Here is a 14485-nt window from a genome sequence, read left to right as displayed (position 1 = left end):
CTACAGGTAATCCAGGCTATTGAATATCAGGATCAGCCCGACGATGCACATAATCCACGAAACCGCCGATCCCGAATGCCGTGCAAGCCTAAGACGGAGCTTCTCCAACGGTCTGTGCATGGCGCGCCCCAATAATAAATGCAGTACAAACACGATGAACGGCGGCAGCACCATAATCAAATTATAAGCGGCTAAAATCGGGAGCCACTGATAGACCGCCAAATTTGAGGTCGACATAAGACCAATGGCAGCAAAATAAGGAAACGCCGTGCCCACTTCAACCAACGATGTGGCGAACCCAAGCGCAATCATGGAGGATATCCTTGCAGACTTCGGCCTCGGCAAATCCGAGCTTTTACTCTTGGGATAGTAGAAGCTTGCTATAAATAGAATCCCCCCGATAATCAGCATAACCCAGCTTACGATACGGTTCTGCAAGATGGAGGAGAAGGCACCCAGTAAGGCATCCATGCCCAACATAAAGGCAATGCCCACTAAAAAATAAAAAGCTGCGACTGTGGCCAAATAGATCATTAAGCGTGAACTTAACCGCTCTTTCTCCGTTAACATCAAATAGACCGTTACCCCTAGAGTTGCCGGACTGAGTGTGTCTAACAGGGCTAGTCCCCCTATCATAAGCAGCATTTCAAGATTCACGAGTTTCCTCCTTACTCCGGGCGGAATCTTGCAGGGAAGCAGCGTATATATCATAGGCTCGCTCCATATATTCGAGAACTTCCTGATCTATTGGGTAGAGACCGAGCTCTTCCGATTGCTCCGGCGATTTTCTCAACTCCCATAGCTTATTGATAAATTGCTCTTCTCCTGCGAAATCTTCTACCTGTTTTTCCAGCATCCGCCGGATGATGTTCTGTACCCTTGGCGAGGAGGGATCGTCTTTCAACATATACCGTTTGATCTGGCCTAACAGAGCAATCCACTCCATGGAATCGGGGTCATCACCGTTCATTTTGGGGAGCTTTGCCCAACTTTCCACTTCCCTATCGTTAAACATGCTCTCCTTGAATGCTCGACGTCCTTTTTTATTGCGATTCCATAGCTGGATTAATTTCCGGATGGCCAGACTTTCATTCCCGTCTTCCGCTGCTATACCGTTAATCAGTTCACGAAGGGATGACTCTATTTTCTGCAATCTTGCTTGTTCTTCCATGATATAGACTAACTGTTTTTCCAAGCTAATCGACCAGTTCCAGTCAGGGTCGGCCAACATCTCTTTAATGTTTTGCAAGCCGTAGCCCAATTCTTTTAAAAACTGGATGTACTGGAGTTTCTTTAAATCTTCTTCCGTATATAGACGATGTCCCCCTTCCGTCTTGGATGAGGGCGCCAGCAATCCGATCTGGTCATAGTATCGAAGTGTCCTGACTGTAATCTTCGTCTGTTTCGCAACCTCTTTGATATGAATCAAGCACGGGCACCTCCTGCGATGGACATCCTAGTTTTCCTTGTCCCTGGATACAGCATATTTAATTAAATAACCCAGTCCCAGTCCGACCAGAACTCCGGGCAAGGCTTGGCCGAGCATAAGTCCGATCCCTGCCCCTATTATGACACATGCATAAATAATGATATCGCCTGATTTCATAACTATATCCCCTTGTAATTGATCTCTTCTCCTCCCGGCTTCCCGATTTGGCGGATTTCACGAATAGAATCAGGAGGAGCTTCATCGTCGGCTTCATTATACAAAATGACGCTGCGTCACTTTCAAGAGGTAATCCGAATCTATGGGATTGATAGTTCCGTAACGTCATCTTTTATAATGCTCATAAGAGCTTCAGGCGGTCCTGACTGGAAACTCAATTCTATATTAAAGAAAGGTGATTTCGATTGAAAAAGTTACTCATACCTTTTATGACATTTTTATTTATATTTGTCCTATCGGGCTGTAATCAGGGCGCTAATGAACAAGATATTCAAAGCATTCCGCTTAATGATTCATCTGCTATCCATATTGATAGCGGAAGTATCGCTATAGAACTGGAGAGTGCGGAAATCGACGACATGGAAATAAGGTACGACAAAAAATGGGGTCTTGCGGTCAAATCCGGTATTTCCTCCGTTCAAGATGCGGATGAAATAAATATAAGAGTCGAGAGCCCCCTAGCCCGTATCGGACGAAAGCCCAAGCTTCTGGTGCGGATTCCTTCGGGATATGAGGGAAAAATCTTCGTCAACAGTTCTTCCGGCCGCGTGACGGCCACCCAATTCGAGAATAATCACATTGAAGTGAATACCAAGAGCGGCAATGTTTCTCTTGATTTTGCCCAATTCCACAGTGATGTCCATGTGTCGACCACAAGCGGCAATATTCAATTGAAGCTAAACACCAGCGAACCGGATCTTAATCTTCGTGCCAAGACCGGGAGCGGGAAATACATTGTTTCTATCCCTATACAGAATGACTCCAAACAAAGTCGTGGCCAAATTTCCGGAAAATCGGGAAAAGGAACGTATGAAGTAGATATCAGCACTACTTCCGGCGATATAACCGTGCAATAGCAGCAACGTCACGGCGGAACCATTGATCTGTCTTTATTCATGCAATGCCTGCACACCTCTCATATTTCTTAACCATACTTCCAGTCAAATGCCTAAAATGAGCATTGAGCAATCGAGAAGAAATGTTCAACAATGCTGCGTGGTAATATCTAGATAATCCGCAGGCAGGCAAATTGTAAAATTCAAGATTATATCGGGGAGGCTAAGAAATGGGCAGAATTCTTATGACTATGCAAATGTCGTTGGACGGCATCGTCTCAAACGAGGATAAGTGGATGACATTAAGTGAGGAAATTTTCGAAGATTACTACGAATACTACAATACGGTGGAAACGATTATCGTAGGAAGTAACTCCTATTCCTCATTGGCGCAGCATTGGCAAAACGCAGAGGAATTTTCCAAAACCCCCCTCGAACAAGCGATAGCCAAGCGCATAAACGATATCCCTAAAGTGGTCATTTCCCGCTCGGAAGTGAATCTGGTATGGAGGAATTCTCAGCAAATCATAGCCAAGGACGATAAATCTCTCGCTCGCGAAATCATGAATCTAAAGAACACTGCGGGAAAAATCTCTGTGGAGAGCGGAGTAAAGACGTGGCAGTTATTCATTCAAAATGATCTCTTTGATGATCTATGGGTGCTCGTTCATCCTGTGGTCGTTTCCCAAGGCGAGAAACTATTCGCTCTTGCCAATAAACAATTCTCCATGAACTTAAGCAGCAGTAAAACATACGAGAACGGGGTAGTTGGGTTGTACTATCAAAAATAAGTGAACTCGCCCTGCCCTGTTCTTACAACACCTTCATGATCTTCTCGGGAATATTTTTCTCCTTCTACGTCTACCCTCATAGGCCTGTTGTATCGCTTTGATGTTGATTTTTGCTTATTGAGCAGCCTATGATTTCTTTTCGATTGCTCTGTTATTTCAGTTGCCTTTTCTCCACGTAAAAATAAAGCCACTCCTACAATGAAGTGGCTTTCTCATTTCCATTTGAGCAAATTATGGGAACAAATTTCGAAAAAAATGGCGCTCCCTTTGCACTACAACTGGGCTACGATCACTTTAACGCCAAGCGCCTCAATGCGTTCAATAGCTTCCGGATCAGCGTCCTGGTCTGTAATTAACAAGTCTAAATCCTCGATTCGTCCGGCCTTCGCGAATCCATCGTTTCCGAGGGAATGATGCGTGGCTATTCCAATGCGACGGCGGGATACCTGAGCGACCGCTCTCCCGAATGCCCCTACTTCCGGGGTAGCTACAAATACTCCTTCTTCTGAGATCCCGCCCCCCGTGATGAAGCTGATGTCAAACTTAAATTGACGAACAAATTCGTTAGCAAGAACATCCGTAATATTACCGGACGGCTTGACTCGGCCACCGATTAAATAAGTGTCGACCCAATCCCGTTCCTTTAGCACATCGGCTACCCGCATACTGTTAGTAACAATCGTAAGGGGCATTTGATCAGGCAAGTACTTCAGCAATACATACGATAAAGAGCCACTGCCGATAAATACAGTATCGTTCTCACGAATATAGGATGCCGCTATTTTAGCAATTGCGTTGCCTTGCGGCGTTCCGTCACCGTAACGTTGGTCCGGAGGCGGAGGGGACTGCCGAACCTTCGCAGGTGGTATTGCGCCACCGTGAGTCTTCTTAAGCAAGCCCTGCTCCTCCATAATGGACAGATCCCGTCTAATGGAATCAATGGAGACCTGGAACCTCTCTGCCAAGTCCTTGGCAAATACCCGCTTCTCCTGATTCAATAAAGCAAGAATTTTCTCCCTGCGCTCTTCGGCAAACATGCTTGACTCTTCCTGCACCATACCCTTTCGCTCCCTTTTCCTCATCTTTTTACCTAGTATAATTCAATTATATTCTGTTTTATTCCATTTTTGAACAAAAATGAGGAATATTTATCCACATATTTTCCGTTTTGTGCTGTTTTATAATGAGGGACGGAGAAGGGACGGCTCGTTACCTGGTTTTTTCTATATAAAAAAACCTCTAAGACCAAAGGTCTTAGAAGTCACATAATTGGCCCTTCTTGATTTCTTCTCGATTGCTCTGTTATTGCGGTTGCCGGTTCGCCTAGTGCCATCACCTTCAAGCATTACCGGCCCGTTTGTATCGGAATCTCTTTATCGAAAAATACGATCGAAGCAATTTCCTTATCATTGATTACATTTTCAAAAGTTTTGATCATAAGGATTTGCTCACTTATATGTTCCGACAAATATAATCCGGAAAAAATAGCCGTCGTTTCTGAGGTGCCGTCTGCATAGTTTATCGTGATGGGAAAGTTATCTAAATGTTTATTGTCTCCAATTTCCTTTAATTCGCCGGCAGCTTCGTTAATTTCTTCCAAGTAGCTGCTATCCACTTTTAAAGTAATCGAAATGGGTGAGACCGAGATCGATTTTAACACGGCCTCATATCCGTACATGGTAATGTTTTGATTGACCGGATAAAGGGTGGAGTAGTCCTTGAAATCCAATTTAAATTCAGTTTCCCAAGTCCCCGGTATGATCGTTTCGAAAATCCCCGGAAGCGGATCGGCTGCTTGTAAATCTTTGAGCCGTAAGTGAACTTTTTGGCCGGCTATGCTATTTCTCGTCATGACACTCATAACCAAGCTAATTTTGTTGTCACTTCGGTTGCCATCATCGAGGGCTTTAAATCCTACGCTTTGAAAGTTCTGCCTTGTCGTTATGTCGTTATCCAAAAAGCGATACCGCGCTGCGTCTAATACCGTACCCTCTGGCGCAGAAAAATCCATTAAAATATAGGTCAGATTACTGTCGCCGATCACTTGCTTAATGGTAAGCGTCCCATTCTCGTTGGTCACTTGCTTGTCAACTACATAAGCGCCGTTTGACAAATATTGTGCCTGCTCATGATTTACCGGATTAAGAAATTTTAGGAAGGCTTCATCTAATCCCATATACGCCGCTGCAAAAGCGGTTGTCGTTAACCCAGCCATCAGCACCGCAGCCAGCACGGCGGATCTTAAGCGTTTCACGGGAGCAAATCCTCTGTGCCTTATCTTTTCATTCCGGCTTTGCACTAAAATGTTTTGAAGCATCTTTTCTTTTTGCTCCGTTTTTGGCGCAAGAGCTTCGAAGAGCTGATGAATATGACTTCTATTCCTCAAGGAAATTCCCTCCCAGGTTAATTTTAAGGCGCTGCCTGCCTCTGGACAGCTGCGTCTGGACCGTGCTCTCTTTGCGGCCCAACATCTCCGAGATTTCTTTAACGGAGTACTCCTCAAAATAATAAAGATATAATACGGTTTTGTATTTCTCCGGAAGTGAAAGCAGTCTGGCCAGCACCTGCCCCGACGGCACATCGCCATTCCAAGCTGGAACCTCCGGTAAAGCATCTAAAGCGATACGACGGGTCTTCCACCAATTTTTCAGAATGTCTTTACAGTAATTTCGGGTAACTACCGTCAACCACGCTTTTTCATGCTCATGGTCATTGAATACGATTTGTGTTTTGATCAGTTTTAGAAATACAGATTGAACAGCGTCTTCTGCATCAACGGGATTTTTCAAATAGATGTAGCACAGCCTGTAAACTAGATCCGCATGCCGTTGATAGAGTTCGGCCAATTCTTTATCCGTACGCAATAAAGAATTGTTTTCCATCTTTTCGCCTCCTACATACAACACGATGGCCGACTCGAAAATATCCCATTGCCCGGTATTATTTTTCTATATATCATTTTCAGTCCCCGCTCCAGTCAGAATTTCATGGAACAACAAAAGCCTTCAATCCCACCTTTAGAGTGGTTTTGGAGGCCTTCTTGTTCTAATTCTGGGACTTTGACCGGTACTTGGATGTAACCTCATGTGAATTCTATCGATGTAGTGTAATTGAGAAGTACTATGACTCTTCGAGTTAAAATTCAGGTTAAATAAGAATTACCATTCTCTCCATTCCAGCGTAATATCATGGCCTTCCTCAATCTCTAATCCGGCTAGCCTGGCCGCCTTATCAATAAATTCGGCCAATTCTTCCCGTTCACTTGTCTCAATAAAATAATCATGCTCATCATTCACATCATTTAGGGCAAGTATAGTTTCTTCTACGGCCTTCATGATCTTCTCCGGATTCCTATTCTCTTGCAGCGATACTAATTGGTTTAAGTAATCGTCCAGAACTTTATCACAGCTTAATAAGCTCTCTTTCGTATAGAAGTCATCTTCATCCTCATCTTCAATCATTCTTTCACGCCATAATTTTGTCGGTTTTTCATTAAACAGATCATGTAGTGTCATTTGAATCCCCCATTTTCTCTGCTTATTATCAGGTCTATCCTATAACTTCACAGCATTTCTCATAACGCGTTATTCTGAGCTTCCAAACACTCTGAAATAGCCTGGTGTCGAATCCGACTAACTTGTACTGTACCGCCACTATCATATCATGCTTGGAAAATCGAGGATACCAGTGCCGATTCTTTCTAAACATTAAACCTCGTTTGCACGTCCCATCTTGTTCGCCTATAATAGGAACTAATGTTCCTTTTTTGAAGGGGGAAAACACTCCAATGAGCCGCGGGAAAAAAGCAATGAAAATCGAACCGCCGATTATTCCGAATGAACTATCTGAACTGACACCGGATGATATCCAATTGAATGATTTTGTAGAGATGGGAATCATACAAAACTGCGTAATAGAGCAGCTGACAGATCACAAAGTGACCTTCGATAAAATCATCTTCAAACAAGTCACCTTTACAGAATGCGCCTTGACAGGCGTGGAACTGACCGATGTCATCTTTGAAAAGTGCGATCTATCCAATGTTGATTTCAGCGAAGCCATCATTCATCGAACCGTATTCCAAGAATGCAAATTGATCGGCATTCATTTAACCGGTTCGACATTGCGGAATGTCCTCTTTGATCAATGTATAGCCGATTACGCCTCCTTCCGATTTTGCAATACCAAGCAAGTGATCATTCAGGATAGTTCTTTGTGTCATACCGATCTTAGCTACTCTAAATTACATAAAATTGAATTCTATCGTTCCAACCTGGACCAGGCTCAATTGTCGGGTACCAAGCTGAACGGAATCGACTTAAGCGATTGTCAGTTCAATGGGTTAGGCGTGGGGGTGGAAGATTTGCAAGGCTGTATCATTACCCGTGAACAAGCCTACCTATTTGCATCATTGTTCGGACTCATTGTTAAGGAGGATTCTTGAACGCCAGCATTGGCGAATCTGGGCTGAGGAGAATGTCAGCCTCGCCGGGATATCTTCTTCGATTATCTTCTTCGATAGAGATCCATACTCTTATACCCGGCAGCCAGAACCGCCTTCATTTCTGCACGCCGCTTTACTTTTGTTTCCTCCTGTACCGCACTATACACATATCGGGCCCAGTCCTTGCGATACCCCGGTGTGAGCGATTGATAAAAGGCAAGCAAGTCCGGGCTATCCTGCAAATCTTGCTCTATATGCGGAATCATGGCAAGATAATCGTCGACGCTTTGACTAGGTTTGGAGGAGGTGCGATTTTTATTTCGTTCATCCGCTTTTAAACCGACAACACTACCTCCCATTCGATTAAAAGTGGATAGGAAAGGCACGTCTGTTCATTACAATTAGTCCCATACATCTTGAAGAGGAAGTCCTCGTTCTGTTCGTGCCAGGTCAACAACACGTTGGATAAAGGCAGTTTTTGCTCGTGTATAGCCCTCAGAATCTGAATGATACTGTTCAGCCAATACACGTTTAAGCTCACCGTACTCCTGGACTAAATCAGGATGAGCCCGGAGGTAGTCGCGAAATAGCAGTTCATTTCTTTCATAAAATCCTTCGATCGGCAGGATATGCAAATGATGCGTACGAGTCCCTGCGAGCTCTCTTACAAATAAATGACGCCCGGTCATGCCTGTTTCAATATAGCGGTAACCCAAATGGTTAAGCAAGTCCTCATAGACCGTTTCTTTAAGCAAAGTGTCCACGGCCGCAAACATATCGATGATTGGTTTTGCGTCTTGATGGGGTATAGAAGTACTGCCGATATGTTCAAGGGTAGCGGTGTGAGGGGCCAATATTTCAAGCAACCGGTCCTTCTCTTTCTCAAATTGCTGAGGCCATTCAGTGCTGTAAGGAACTACTTTGACTACATAATGATTTTGGCCGGACATTGTTTCTCCCCCTTTTTCAGTGATATCAAGTGCAAAAGAATGTTTTGATAAAGTATCATCTGATTATTGTCTTGTCAATCATTCGGGAGCGATCAGATGGCTGTTACCTCCGAATAGCTCTGCGCCGCGGCAAAATCCAACCGGCACCCATCATATTAATAGAAGCCCTGCTGCTGGATCCGCAAGGCTCCTGAGCCATTTTCTTTCGATCCATGTCATTCCCCTTCTTTCGAAAATAACTCGTCGCGCGCTTCGGTCAGTGCGAAGCCCAGCAGGTTACGCCCCCGCCATTTCATTGGATTCTCCGCGTCCGGGTTGGATGGCCCCATCCCTATTCCCCAGATACGGTCTCGCGGACTGGCCTCTACCAAAATGCGGTTTTGCGTCGATCTTAGAAAATTGCCAAGCTGGGGATTCTGCGAAAACTTCGCCAAGCAGCCCTGCTTGACTATCGCGTAGCATTGGCTGTCCCAGACGGCCTTGTCGAAGTTTCTTACCGCACGCCCGAAGGCTTTCATCTCCTTCGGATGCTTGGCCTGCAGGATGGCGGCCAACATCTCGTCATCCCGGAATAGCCGTGCCTTCTCCGCCATCATGTACTGCTCGGCACAGGAGTACTCTGTTCCCTCCACGACGAACGGGCTCATCCACCATTGGCTTAAGCAGCTTTTATCTATGCTTCCGTCTCTCGACGGCGTATGGCCCCAGAACAACAGAAACTTAAATTTTTGCCCTGCAAGATAAGCATTTCGTAAATCCTCGATATTGTATATCATTATAATTCCTCCAGTCTTCTTCGGTACAAGCGGGATGGACGGTGGCCCGCATTCTCGGTATAGTGATCCGTTTCCGTTACGAGATCGGCCACTTTGCGCCGGAAGGCGGCTTTCAGCAGCTCCTTATCCAAAATTACCTCATATACCTGCTGCAGCTCCGTTAACGTAAACAGCTTCGGCATCAGGTGAAGCGCAATATCCGTATAATTCACCTTGCCCCGCAACCGCTCGATGGCATAAGCAATAATCTTCGCATGGTCGAAAGCCAACCCATCGTTGGAGACGATGGTGTAAGACGTTGCGGTCGAGGTTTCCGTTGCCGTCACCGTACGTTCCACTACGGCAGTCAGCTCCCCGTGATCGGAGCTCAACCTGAGCTCGTACTGCAGCGCTTTGACATATCCGCCCTCGATCAGCTCCTTGCGCTCGCGCAGAAGCCGATAGGACACCTTGAACCAGGCCGCGCCGACAGCGTCATCCCCCGCCTTCAACTGCACTTGGCCGCTGTTGATTAGCGACATATAGCTGCAGCTCATGACCCAAGTCCGGGGATCCCGTCCGACATCACTGAACGTATATAACTGCTCCAGATATACGTTATCTACGCCGGTTTCCTCGTACAATTCCCTCGCCGCAGCCTGTTCCGTCGTCTCGTTGGACCGGACGAAGCCGCCCGGAAGCGCCCATTTGCCCAAGAAAGGATGCGCTCCCCGCTGAATAAGCAGAACCCTCAGCTCCTTCTCCGGGAGCTTGCGGTAATTGTTCTCCTCGGCCTCCGTAACGGTGAACATGACCATGTCCACCGCCACCGAGGGACGCTCGTAATCCCCCGCCCGATACCGTTCCAGAAATTCCCGTTCCGTCAATCCGTTGCCGTCGCGATCCAGAATATCCATCAGCCTCATCCTCCGTTTTCAGCTATTAACGTTCTCCGAAATGATTGTCGTATGGCTTGAACCGTGCCAATACTTCATCTGCCTTCCGCATCCGTTCCTCCAGGCTCCCCCTCAACGTAATGAAGGGAATTCGGCGCTCCTTCAAATCGGCGATAATCTGTTTATGGAAAATATGCCGTTTCTGGTCCCCGCTGCGATCCCACGTATCCTCATAAGGAATATCGTCGTCGCATAGGAAAAACAAATCGTATCTCTGCGCATTTTCCAGTGCCATTCGGGTTAACAACTCCGGCGCCCGGCCATGATAGTCCATTGCAAACATGTAAGTGGTAATCGCGTTCGTGTCGACGAACAGATACCGGTTTGCTTCAAGCAGCGCCTTCTCTTCCCTCTCGATATGCCCGACTGCGATCTCATCGAAAGCCTCCAGCCGAATTCTTCGGTCCACTTGGTGCTCGGTCCAGTAATCCCGTCCGTACTCGCTTGCGAATGTTGTCCGGTACCGCCGTGCCAAAGCTTCCGTTATCGTCGATTTACCGGTCGACATCGCACCCATGAATACGACTTTCGCAATTAAGTCTCGGTACACAACATCGCTGATATATTCCCGGTACTTATAAGGATCGGACCGAATCATCGTCGCCGAGATCGGAACCCGATTGCGGTCTTCATCTACCCGCCTATCCATTGCGTCCAAAGCAAGGCTCATATGCTTTCCATAAAATTCACTGGAGTAAAAATGCGTCACCCGCTCACCCTTCAGCAAACCGAGAATGTACTGCTCTTGCCGGATTTCATGCTCCCGGTCATTGGAATATCCGTCCGGACCGTCCCAGGCTTCGATAACCCTGACCGCCGGATACAGCTTGCGAATCCAGCTCGCCCGAATATGCAGCGGAATCGTCATCACGTCCGTTTCATAGATGACAACGATCAATTCGTCCACCTCTTGCAGGGCCGTTTCTATCATGAACTGGTCCTTTATGCAGCGGCGCAAACTTTCCCAAAGTCAATCCCAACTTTTTCATAGCAGTACCTCCTTAGCCCCTCTGTTCCAGGTGTAGTAACCGTAGACCGCATTGACCAGATACGCGCTCCACATGATGATCATCAATACGCCGTCCGGGCTTCCGTCCAGAGTTCTAATCACCCACAGCAGCACCGTGAAAATATTCAGGACAATATAGACCAGCCACTGCTCCTTAAACCTTCTGACCATCAAAACCGTCGCCACAATCGATAACAACGTCGTAAGGGCATCGATATAGGGCGAATTCTGCGACGGAATGAACGACAGTCCGAAACCGAGCGACAGGCTGCCTAATGCGCAAACGGCCGCTACGAGGAACAAACCTCTCTGATCCATCTGCCTCATGGCCAGCTTGCCGCCATGGCGATGCTTCTTCCACATGATGAAGCCGATCGCATTCATGGGGACGAAGAAGAGCAGATTCAGCATAACCTCCCCGAACAATCCGTTGACGTAAGCCAAATATGCGTAACCAAATGTATTATACATACCGAAAACATACATAGGTCATCAGGTTGCCTTTGGCCGCAAGGACCACGCACAATACTCCCGTAAGGAAGACCGTGAATCCGAACAAAGTATCCTTCATAATTACCGTCAGTACGATAGCAATCCCGGAGAACAGGCCCAGCCAAGCTATTTCGTATAAGTTCCAACCGCCCCAAGTTTTCTTCATGAGTATCCCCTCCGGCTCTCCTTGGTATTCATCTGATAATAACAAATTGATAATATCAAAATTAACAGAAGAGCGCTCCGCCAACAAGTGACTTTTTGCCTATTTTATTGGTTAGAGGGGGGTGTAATAAAGGAAATCCCTTGTCTTTGACGCAAAGACAAGGGATTCGAAGGGCTACTATGGGAAATATATGGCCCGCAACCCGCCAATTCCGGGCGACTTTTTGCTTAAGTAACGTTACAACGAATGCCCTTAGTTAAGCATCTCTAATAGTTTTCCTAGAACGGCTTCCGGGTGGGACCAATGAATATAATGCTCGTTAGTAGGTAATGTCTCCCGATGACTCCGAGAAGACCAATGTAATAGCTATTTCTGTACACTTATGGCAAGTTTTATATAAGCGCCTCTACCAAAACCTTCGCAAAATCCGAAAGATGATAAAGAGAATTCCGTTGTAGCATGCAAGTATAAAACCACCAACGACAATCGCTTCCAGCATCCCGTCCGGAGCGGTTTGAAATAACTTTAAATATACCCAGCCAGTCAACTGTGCCATTAAGAGAAGCCCCACATCCCTTAACGAACGATACCATTTCACCTGTTCACGCCAATATGCCCCGACAACCAAAAGAAGTACAAAGTTGAACCCGCCTACCCAATAAGCAGGGGAGTCTTCACTGAACATGCCATCATCCAACGGCCAAGAGGGCATCCATCGAATCGCGATCAGCAAATTGCCGATCAGCATTGCCAGCAGAATTAAATTAAACACCTTCTTGTCACGCATCAATTCCTTGCTCCGCTTTCTCGCCCTCATCTCCGAACTAAGCCATAGCTTTAAGCTATTAAACCGATGGCTGCCGATTCTCGGCGAGCTTGTATCGCTATCATAGGGCACTTTAGGCAATTCATCGTATCCGGTCTGGTAATCATCTACCTGAACTATACTGACATTTGCCCCCGTACTATAGACGGGAATCCCCTTCTGTTTGAACCGTTGAACCCATTCTTCCAGCTTCTCGGGATCTTCCAAGCCAAACAGGGAATAATCGGTATGGCCTTGTTCGTTAGTCCATTTCATAATAATCTTGGCCCCAACCACGTGATAACCCAGCCTATTCGACCCTCTGGATTGGTAACGAATTGTCCTGCCGATCAACACTTCCTGTATTTGATCAAAAGTAACTAGATGCTCCCATTCTTCCCCTGTTTTTATTTTCTTCAGATAAGTATAATAACCATCCTCTTGCAGCTCGCATTTGAGGACAATTTCCGTATACATCTTATTGGAATTGCGAACCAGCCGAACCGCCCAAGTCATGAACCCGCCAAAGGCTAAGCAAACGGCCGCTACAAACCAATGTTGCCCGAAGAGAAATAGGATTCCTAAGCCATATGCTGCAAATCCGACCAAAAAAAACAACCCCAGGAAGGCAGCATTAACAATCTTCGCCCATGTCGGTATAGCGTTGGAGTATTTCAAATCTTCCTTCTCACGCATCTCAATCAAAGCCGGTTCCTCCCATTCCATCATTCTATATGTACTACACTTGATCCTTAATATTTTTTAATTCTGGAATTCGATATTTCTGTGACATAATACGTTGTTAAAGAAATTTCGATTCAATAAAAAAAGCTTCTAACGAAGCCTTATTAAATCCCCCACAAACTTTGGTCTCCGGATAGTTCAAGTCGTCCGCCAAGCAATTAGTAATACTAAGTAATATTTTATAATATTAAATAATACTCATCAGTTTTCATACACTCGATCAACCTGCCAAGGACTCACTGAACATCAGAATTAAATCCTCAATGGCAGATGGACCACGCCAATGGCTACGATATTATCCGGCTTTCATATCATGCATACAAGGCCCTCGACGTAATCGGCGGCCTAGAAGTCTTTAGCTATTCCATCCGGCTCTTTGCAAAATCTGTTCCACAAATTCGCTCTTGGCATTTGTATATGCCTTACGGTCATTACGGAATCGTTGGGCAAGCCCCAGCTTTAGCTCACCGTACTTTTCGGAATCGTCAGGATGGGTCCTCAAATAATCGCGAAAGAGGATATGACGTTTATATTCGTCGTTTTCTTGAGTGCATACATACAAATGATGCCGGGGCAAGTGATCAGGAGGGATGAAAGCCTCCCGCCCGGCGATCCCCAAATCGCCTTCATGAACGTAACCAAGAGTTGAAAGCCTTTGAATGGCTATATGCACATCCGCTTGAGAAGGCACGATCATATCCATATCGACAATCGGTTTCGCTGCTAATCCCGGAACAGATGTACTCCCGACATGTTCTATCGTGACGATGAGGTCGCTCACAACCGGGAGAACAAACTCCCGCAACTTTTCAAATAACTGAACCCAATCGGGGTCATAGGGTACGACGACTACACTTGAATTTGAACCCAT

18 protein-coding genes and 1 pseudogene are annotated in these 14485 nt (G+C 46.0%); 3 read left to right on the top strand and 16 right to left on the bottom strand.

Going from position 1 to position 14485, the window contains the following annotated elements; translation table 11 throughout:
• The 3 genes from ACTHRH_RS21295 to ACTHRH_RS21285 are packed head-to-tail and all read right to left on the bottom strand — an operon-like array spanning window position 1 to window position 1606.
• A complete protein-coding gene (locus ACTHRH_RS21295; RefSeq protein ID WP_379288740.1) occupies window positions 1-657 on the bottom strand; it encodes a GAP family protein in 657 nt (218 codons plus the stop codon).
• A complete protein-coding gene (locus tag ACTHRH_RS21290) occupies window positions 647-1429 on the bottom strand; it encodes a MerR family transcriptional regulator (protein ID WP_379288742.1) in 783 nt (260 codons plus the stop codon). Before ACTHRH_RS21290 ends, ACTHRH_RS21295 begins: the two co-directional genes overlap by 11 nt.
• Before the next feature lie 27 nt (window positions 1430-1456).
• On the bottom strand, window positions 1457-1606 hold the full coding sequence (locus ACTHRH_RS21285; protein WP_186328534.1) for a hypothetical protein: 150 nt from the start codon (window positions 1604-1606) through the stop codon (window positions 1457-1459).
• A 245-nt stretch (window positions 1607-1851) separates the two neighbouring features.
• Between ACTHRH_RS21285 and ACTHRH_RS21280 the strand changes: the two genes are divergently transcribed.
• Together ACTHRH_RS21280 and ACTHRH_RS21275 are read left to right on the top strand one after the other, a co-directional pair.
• Window positions 1852-2523, top strand: coding sequence for a DUF4097 family beta strand repeat-containing protein (locus ACTHRH_RS21280; protein ID WP_144942011.1), 672 nt, complete (start codon window positions 1852-1854; stop codon window positions 2521-2523).
• A 209-nt stretch (window positions 2524-2732) separates the two neighbouring features.
• Window positions 2733-3293 (top strand): dihydrofolate reductase family protein, encoded by a 561-nt coding sequence (locus ACTHRH_RS21275; RefSeq protein ID WP_440417565.1) that lies wholly within the window; start codon window positions 2733-2735, stop codon window positions 3291-3293.
• A gap of 272 nt (window positions 3294-3565) precedes the next feature.
• Here the strand turns inward: ACTHRH_RS21275 and ACTHRH_RS21270 are convergent, their stop codons facing one another.
• The 4 genes from ACTHRH_RS21270 to ACTHRH_RS21255 all read right to left on the bottom strand — a co-directional run bounded on the left by ACTHRH_RS21270 (window position 3566) and on the right by ACTHRH_RS21255 (window position 6808).
• Entirely contained in the window at window positions 3566-4330 is a 765-nt protein-coding gene (locus ACTHRH_RS21270; RefSeq protein WP_379288768.1) for a DeoR/GlpR family DNA-binding transcription regulator, read from the bottom strand.
• A 308-nt stretch (window positions 4331-4638) separates the two neighbouring features.
• The gene (locus ACTHRH_RS21265) at window positions 4639-5679 is read right to left on the bottom strand and encodes a DUF4179 domain-containing protein (protein WP_379288745.1); all 1041 of its coding nucleotides are present in this window, start codon (window positions 5677-5679) and stop codon (window positions 4639-4641) included.
• Complete coding sequence (locus ACTHRH_RS21260) at window positions 5669-6175, bottom strand: RNA polymerase sigma factor (RefSeq protein ID WP_144942005.1); 507 nt, start codon at window positions 6173-6175, stop codon at window positions 5669-5671. The genes ACTHRH_RS21265 and ACTHRH_RS21260 overlap by 11 nt, the downstream gene beginning before the upstream one ends.
• 276 nt (window positions 6176-6451) lie before the next feature.
• A complete protein-coding gene (locus tag ACTHRH_RS21255) occupies window positions 6452-6808 on the bottom strand; it encodes a hypothetical protein (protein ID WP_144942003.1) in 357 nt (118 codons plus the stop codon).
• 272 nt (window positions 6809-7080) lie between these two features.
• Here ACTHRH_RS21255 and ACTHRH_RS21250 point away from each other — a divergent pair, with 272 nt between their 5' ends.
• Window positions 7081-7737: a pentapeptide repeat-containing protein gene (locus tag ACTHRH_RS21250; RefSeq protein WP_440417562.1), complete on the top strand. Its 657-nt coding sequence runs from the start codon at window positions 7081-7083 to the stop codon at window positions 7735-7737.
• Between the two features lie 62 nt (window positions 7738-7799).
• Here ACTHRH_RS21250 and ACTHRH_RS21245 read toward each other — a convergent pair whose 3' ends face one another.
• From ACTHRH_RS21245 to ACTHRH_RS21205, 9 genes and pseudogenes are all read right to left on the bottom strand, one after another.
• Window positions 7800-8003 (bottom strand): YdeI/OmpD-associated family protein, encoded by a 204-nt coding sequence (locus tag ACTHRH_RS21245; protein ID WP_440417560.1) that lies wholly within the window; start codon window positions 8001-8003, stop codon window positions 7800-7802.
• Window positions 8004-8138: 135 nt separating this feature from the next.
• Window positions 8139-8687: a GrpB family protein gene (locus tag ACTHRH_RS21240; protein WP_440417558.1), complete on the bottom strand. Its 549-nt coding sequence runs from the start codon at window positions 8685-8687 to the stop codon at window positions 8139-8141.
• Window positions 8688-8902: 215 nt separating this feature from the next.
• Window positions 8903-9463 carry an NADAR family protein gene (locus ACTHRH_RS21235; RefSeq protein ID WP_144941954.1) on the bottom strand — a complete coding sequence of 187 codons (561 nt, stop codon included), beginning with the start codon at window positions 9461-9463 and terminating at the stop codon, window positions 8903-8905.
• Window positions 9463-10359, bottom strand: a complete 897-nt coding sequence (locus ACTHRH_RS21230) for an NUDIX hydrolase (RefSeq protein WP_144941956.1) — start codon at window positions 10357-10359, stop codon at window positions 9463-9465. The genes ACTHRH_RS21235 and ACTHRH_RS21230 overlap by 1 nt, the downstream gene beginning before the upstream one ends.
• A 25-nt stretch (window positions 10360-10384) precedes the next feature.
• A pseudogene (locus tag ACTHRH_RS21225) lies at window positions 10385-11387 on the bottom strand (AAA family ATPase).
• Window positions 11384-11878 (bottom strand): nicotinamide riboside transporter PnuC, encoded by a 495-nt coding sequence (gene pnuC / locus ACTHRH_RS21220; protein ID WP_440417556.1) that lies wholly within the window; start codon window positions 11876-11878, stop codon window positions 11384-11386. The pseudogene ACTHRH_RS21225 and the gene pnuC overlap by 4 nt, the downstream one beginning before the upstream one ends.
• Window positions 11871-12065, bottom strand: coding sequence for a hypothetical protein (locus tag ACTHRH_RS21215; protein WP_440417554.1), 195 nt, complete (start codon window positions 12063-12065; stop codon window positions 11871-11873). The genes pnuC and ACTHRH_RS21215 overlap by 8 nt, the downstream gene beginning before the upstream one ends.
• A 406-nt stretch (window positions 12066-12471) precedes the next feature.
• On the bottom strand, window positions 12472-13575 hold the full coding sequence (locus tag ACTHRH_RS21210) for a hypothetical protein (RefSeq protein WP_379288764.1): 1104 nt from the start codon (window positions 13573-13575) through the stop codon (window positions 12472-12474).
• Between the two features lie 394 nt (window positions 13576-13969).
• Complete coding sequence (locus tag ACTHRH_RS21205; protein WP_440417552.1) at window positions 13970-14485, bottom strand: GrpB family protein; 516 nt, start codon at window positions 14483-14485, stop codon at window positions 13970-13972.

Origin of the sequence: Paenibacillus sp. SAFN-117, assembly GCF_051966115.1 — a bacterium.
In the GTDB taxonomy this organism is placed as follows: Bacteria; Bacillota; Bacilli; order Paenibacillales; family NBRC-103111; genus Paenibacillus_L; species Paenibacillus_L residui.
The sequence above is the reverse complement of the archived record's forward strand: the minus strand, read 5'-3'. Positions and strand labels throughout refer to the sequence as shown.

Excerpts from the sequence above, each read along its gene's own strand:
- ACTHRH_RS21285 (WP_186328534.1), bottom strand. The coding sequence starts at position 1,606 with ATGAAATCAGGCGATATCATTATTTATGCATGTGTCATAATAGGGGCA.
- ACTHRH_RS21275 (WP_440417565.1), top strand. The coding sequence starts at position 2,733 with ATGGGCAGAATTCTTATGACTATGCAAATGTCGTTGGACGGCATCGTC.
- ACTHRH_RS21270 (WP_379288768.1), bottom strand. The coding sequence starts at position 4,330 with ATGTTTGCCGAAGAGCGCAGGGAGAAAATTCTTGCTTTATTGAATCAG.
- ACTHRH_RS21260 (WP_144942005.1), bottom strand. The coding sequence starts at position 6,175 with ATGGAAAACAATTCTTTATTGCGTACGGATAAAGAATTGGCCGAACTC.
- ACTHRH_RS21255 (WP_144942003.1), bottom strand. The coding sequence starts at position 6,808 with ATGACACTACATGATCTGTTTAATGAAAAACCGACAAAATTATGGCGT.
- ACTHRH_RS21250 (WP_440417562.1), top strand. The coding sequence starts at position 7,081 with ATGAGCCGCGGGAAAAAAGCAATGAAAATCGAACCGCCGATTATTCCG.
- ACTHRH_RS21245 (WP_440417560.1), bottom strand. The coding sequence starts at position 8,003 with ATGATTCCGCATATAGAGCAAGATTTGCAGGATAGCCCGGACTTGCTT.
- ACTHRH_RS21240 (WP_440417558.1), bottom strand. The coding sequence starts at position 8,687 with ATGTCCGGCCAAAATCATTATGTAGTCAAAGTAGTTCCTTACAGCACT.
- ACTHRH_RS21235 (WP_144941954.1), bottom strand. The coding sequence starts at position 9,463 with ATGATATACAATATCGAGGATTTACGAAATGCTTATCTTGCAGGGCAA.
- ACTHRH_RS21230 (WP_144941956.1), bottom strand. The coding sequence starts at position 10,359 with ATGGATATTCTGGATCGCGACGGCAACGGATTGACGGAACGGGAATTT.
- pnuC (WP_440417556.1), bottom strand. The coding sequence starts at position 11,878 with ATGTATAATACATTTGGTTACGCATATTTGGCTTACGTCAACGGATTG.
- ACTHRH_RS21215 (WP_440417554.1), bottom strand. The coding sequence starts at position 12,065 with ATGAAGAAAACTTGGGGCGGTTGGAACTTATACGAAATAGCTTGGCTG.
- ACTHRH_RS21205 (WP_440417552.1), bottom strand. The coding sequence starts at position 14,485 with ATGGGTTCAAATTCAAGTGTAGTCGTCGTACCCTATGACCCCGATTGG.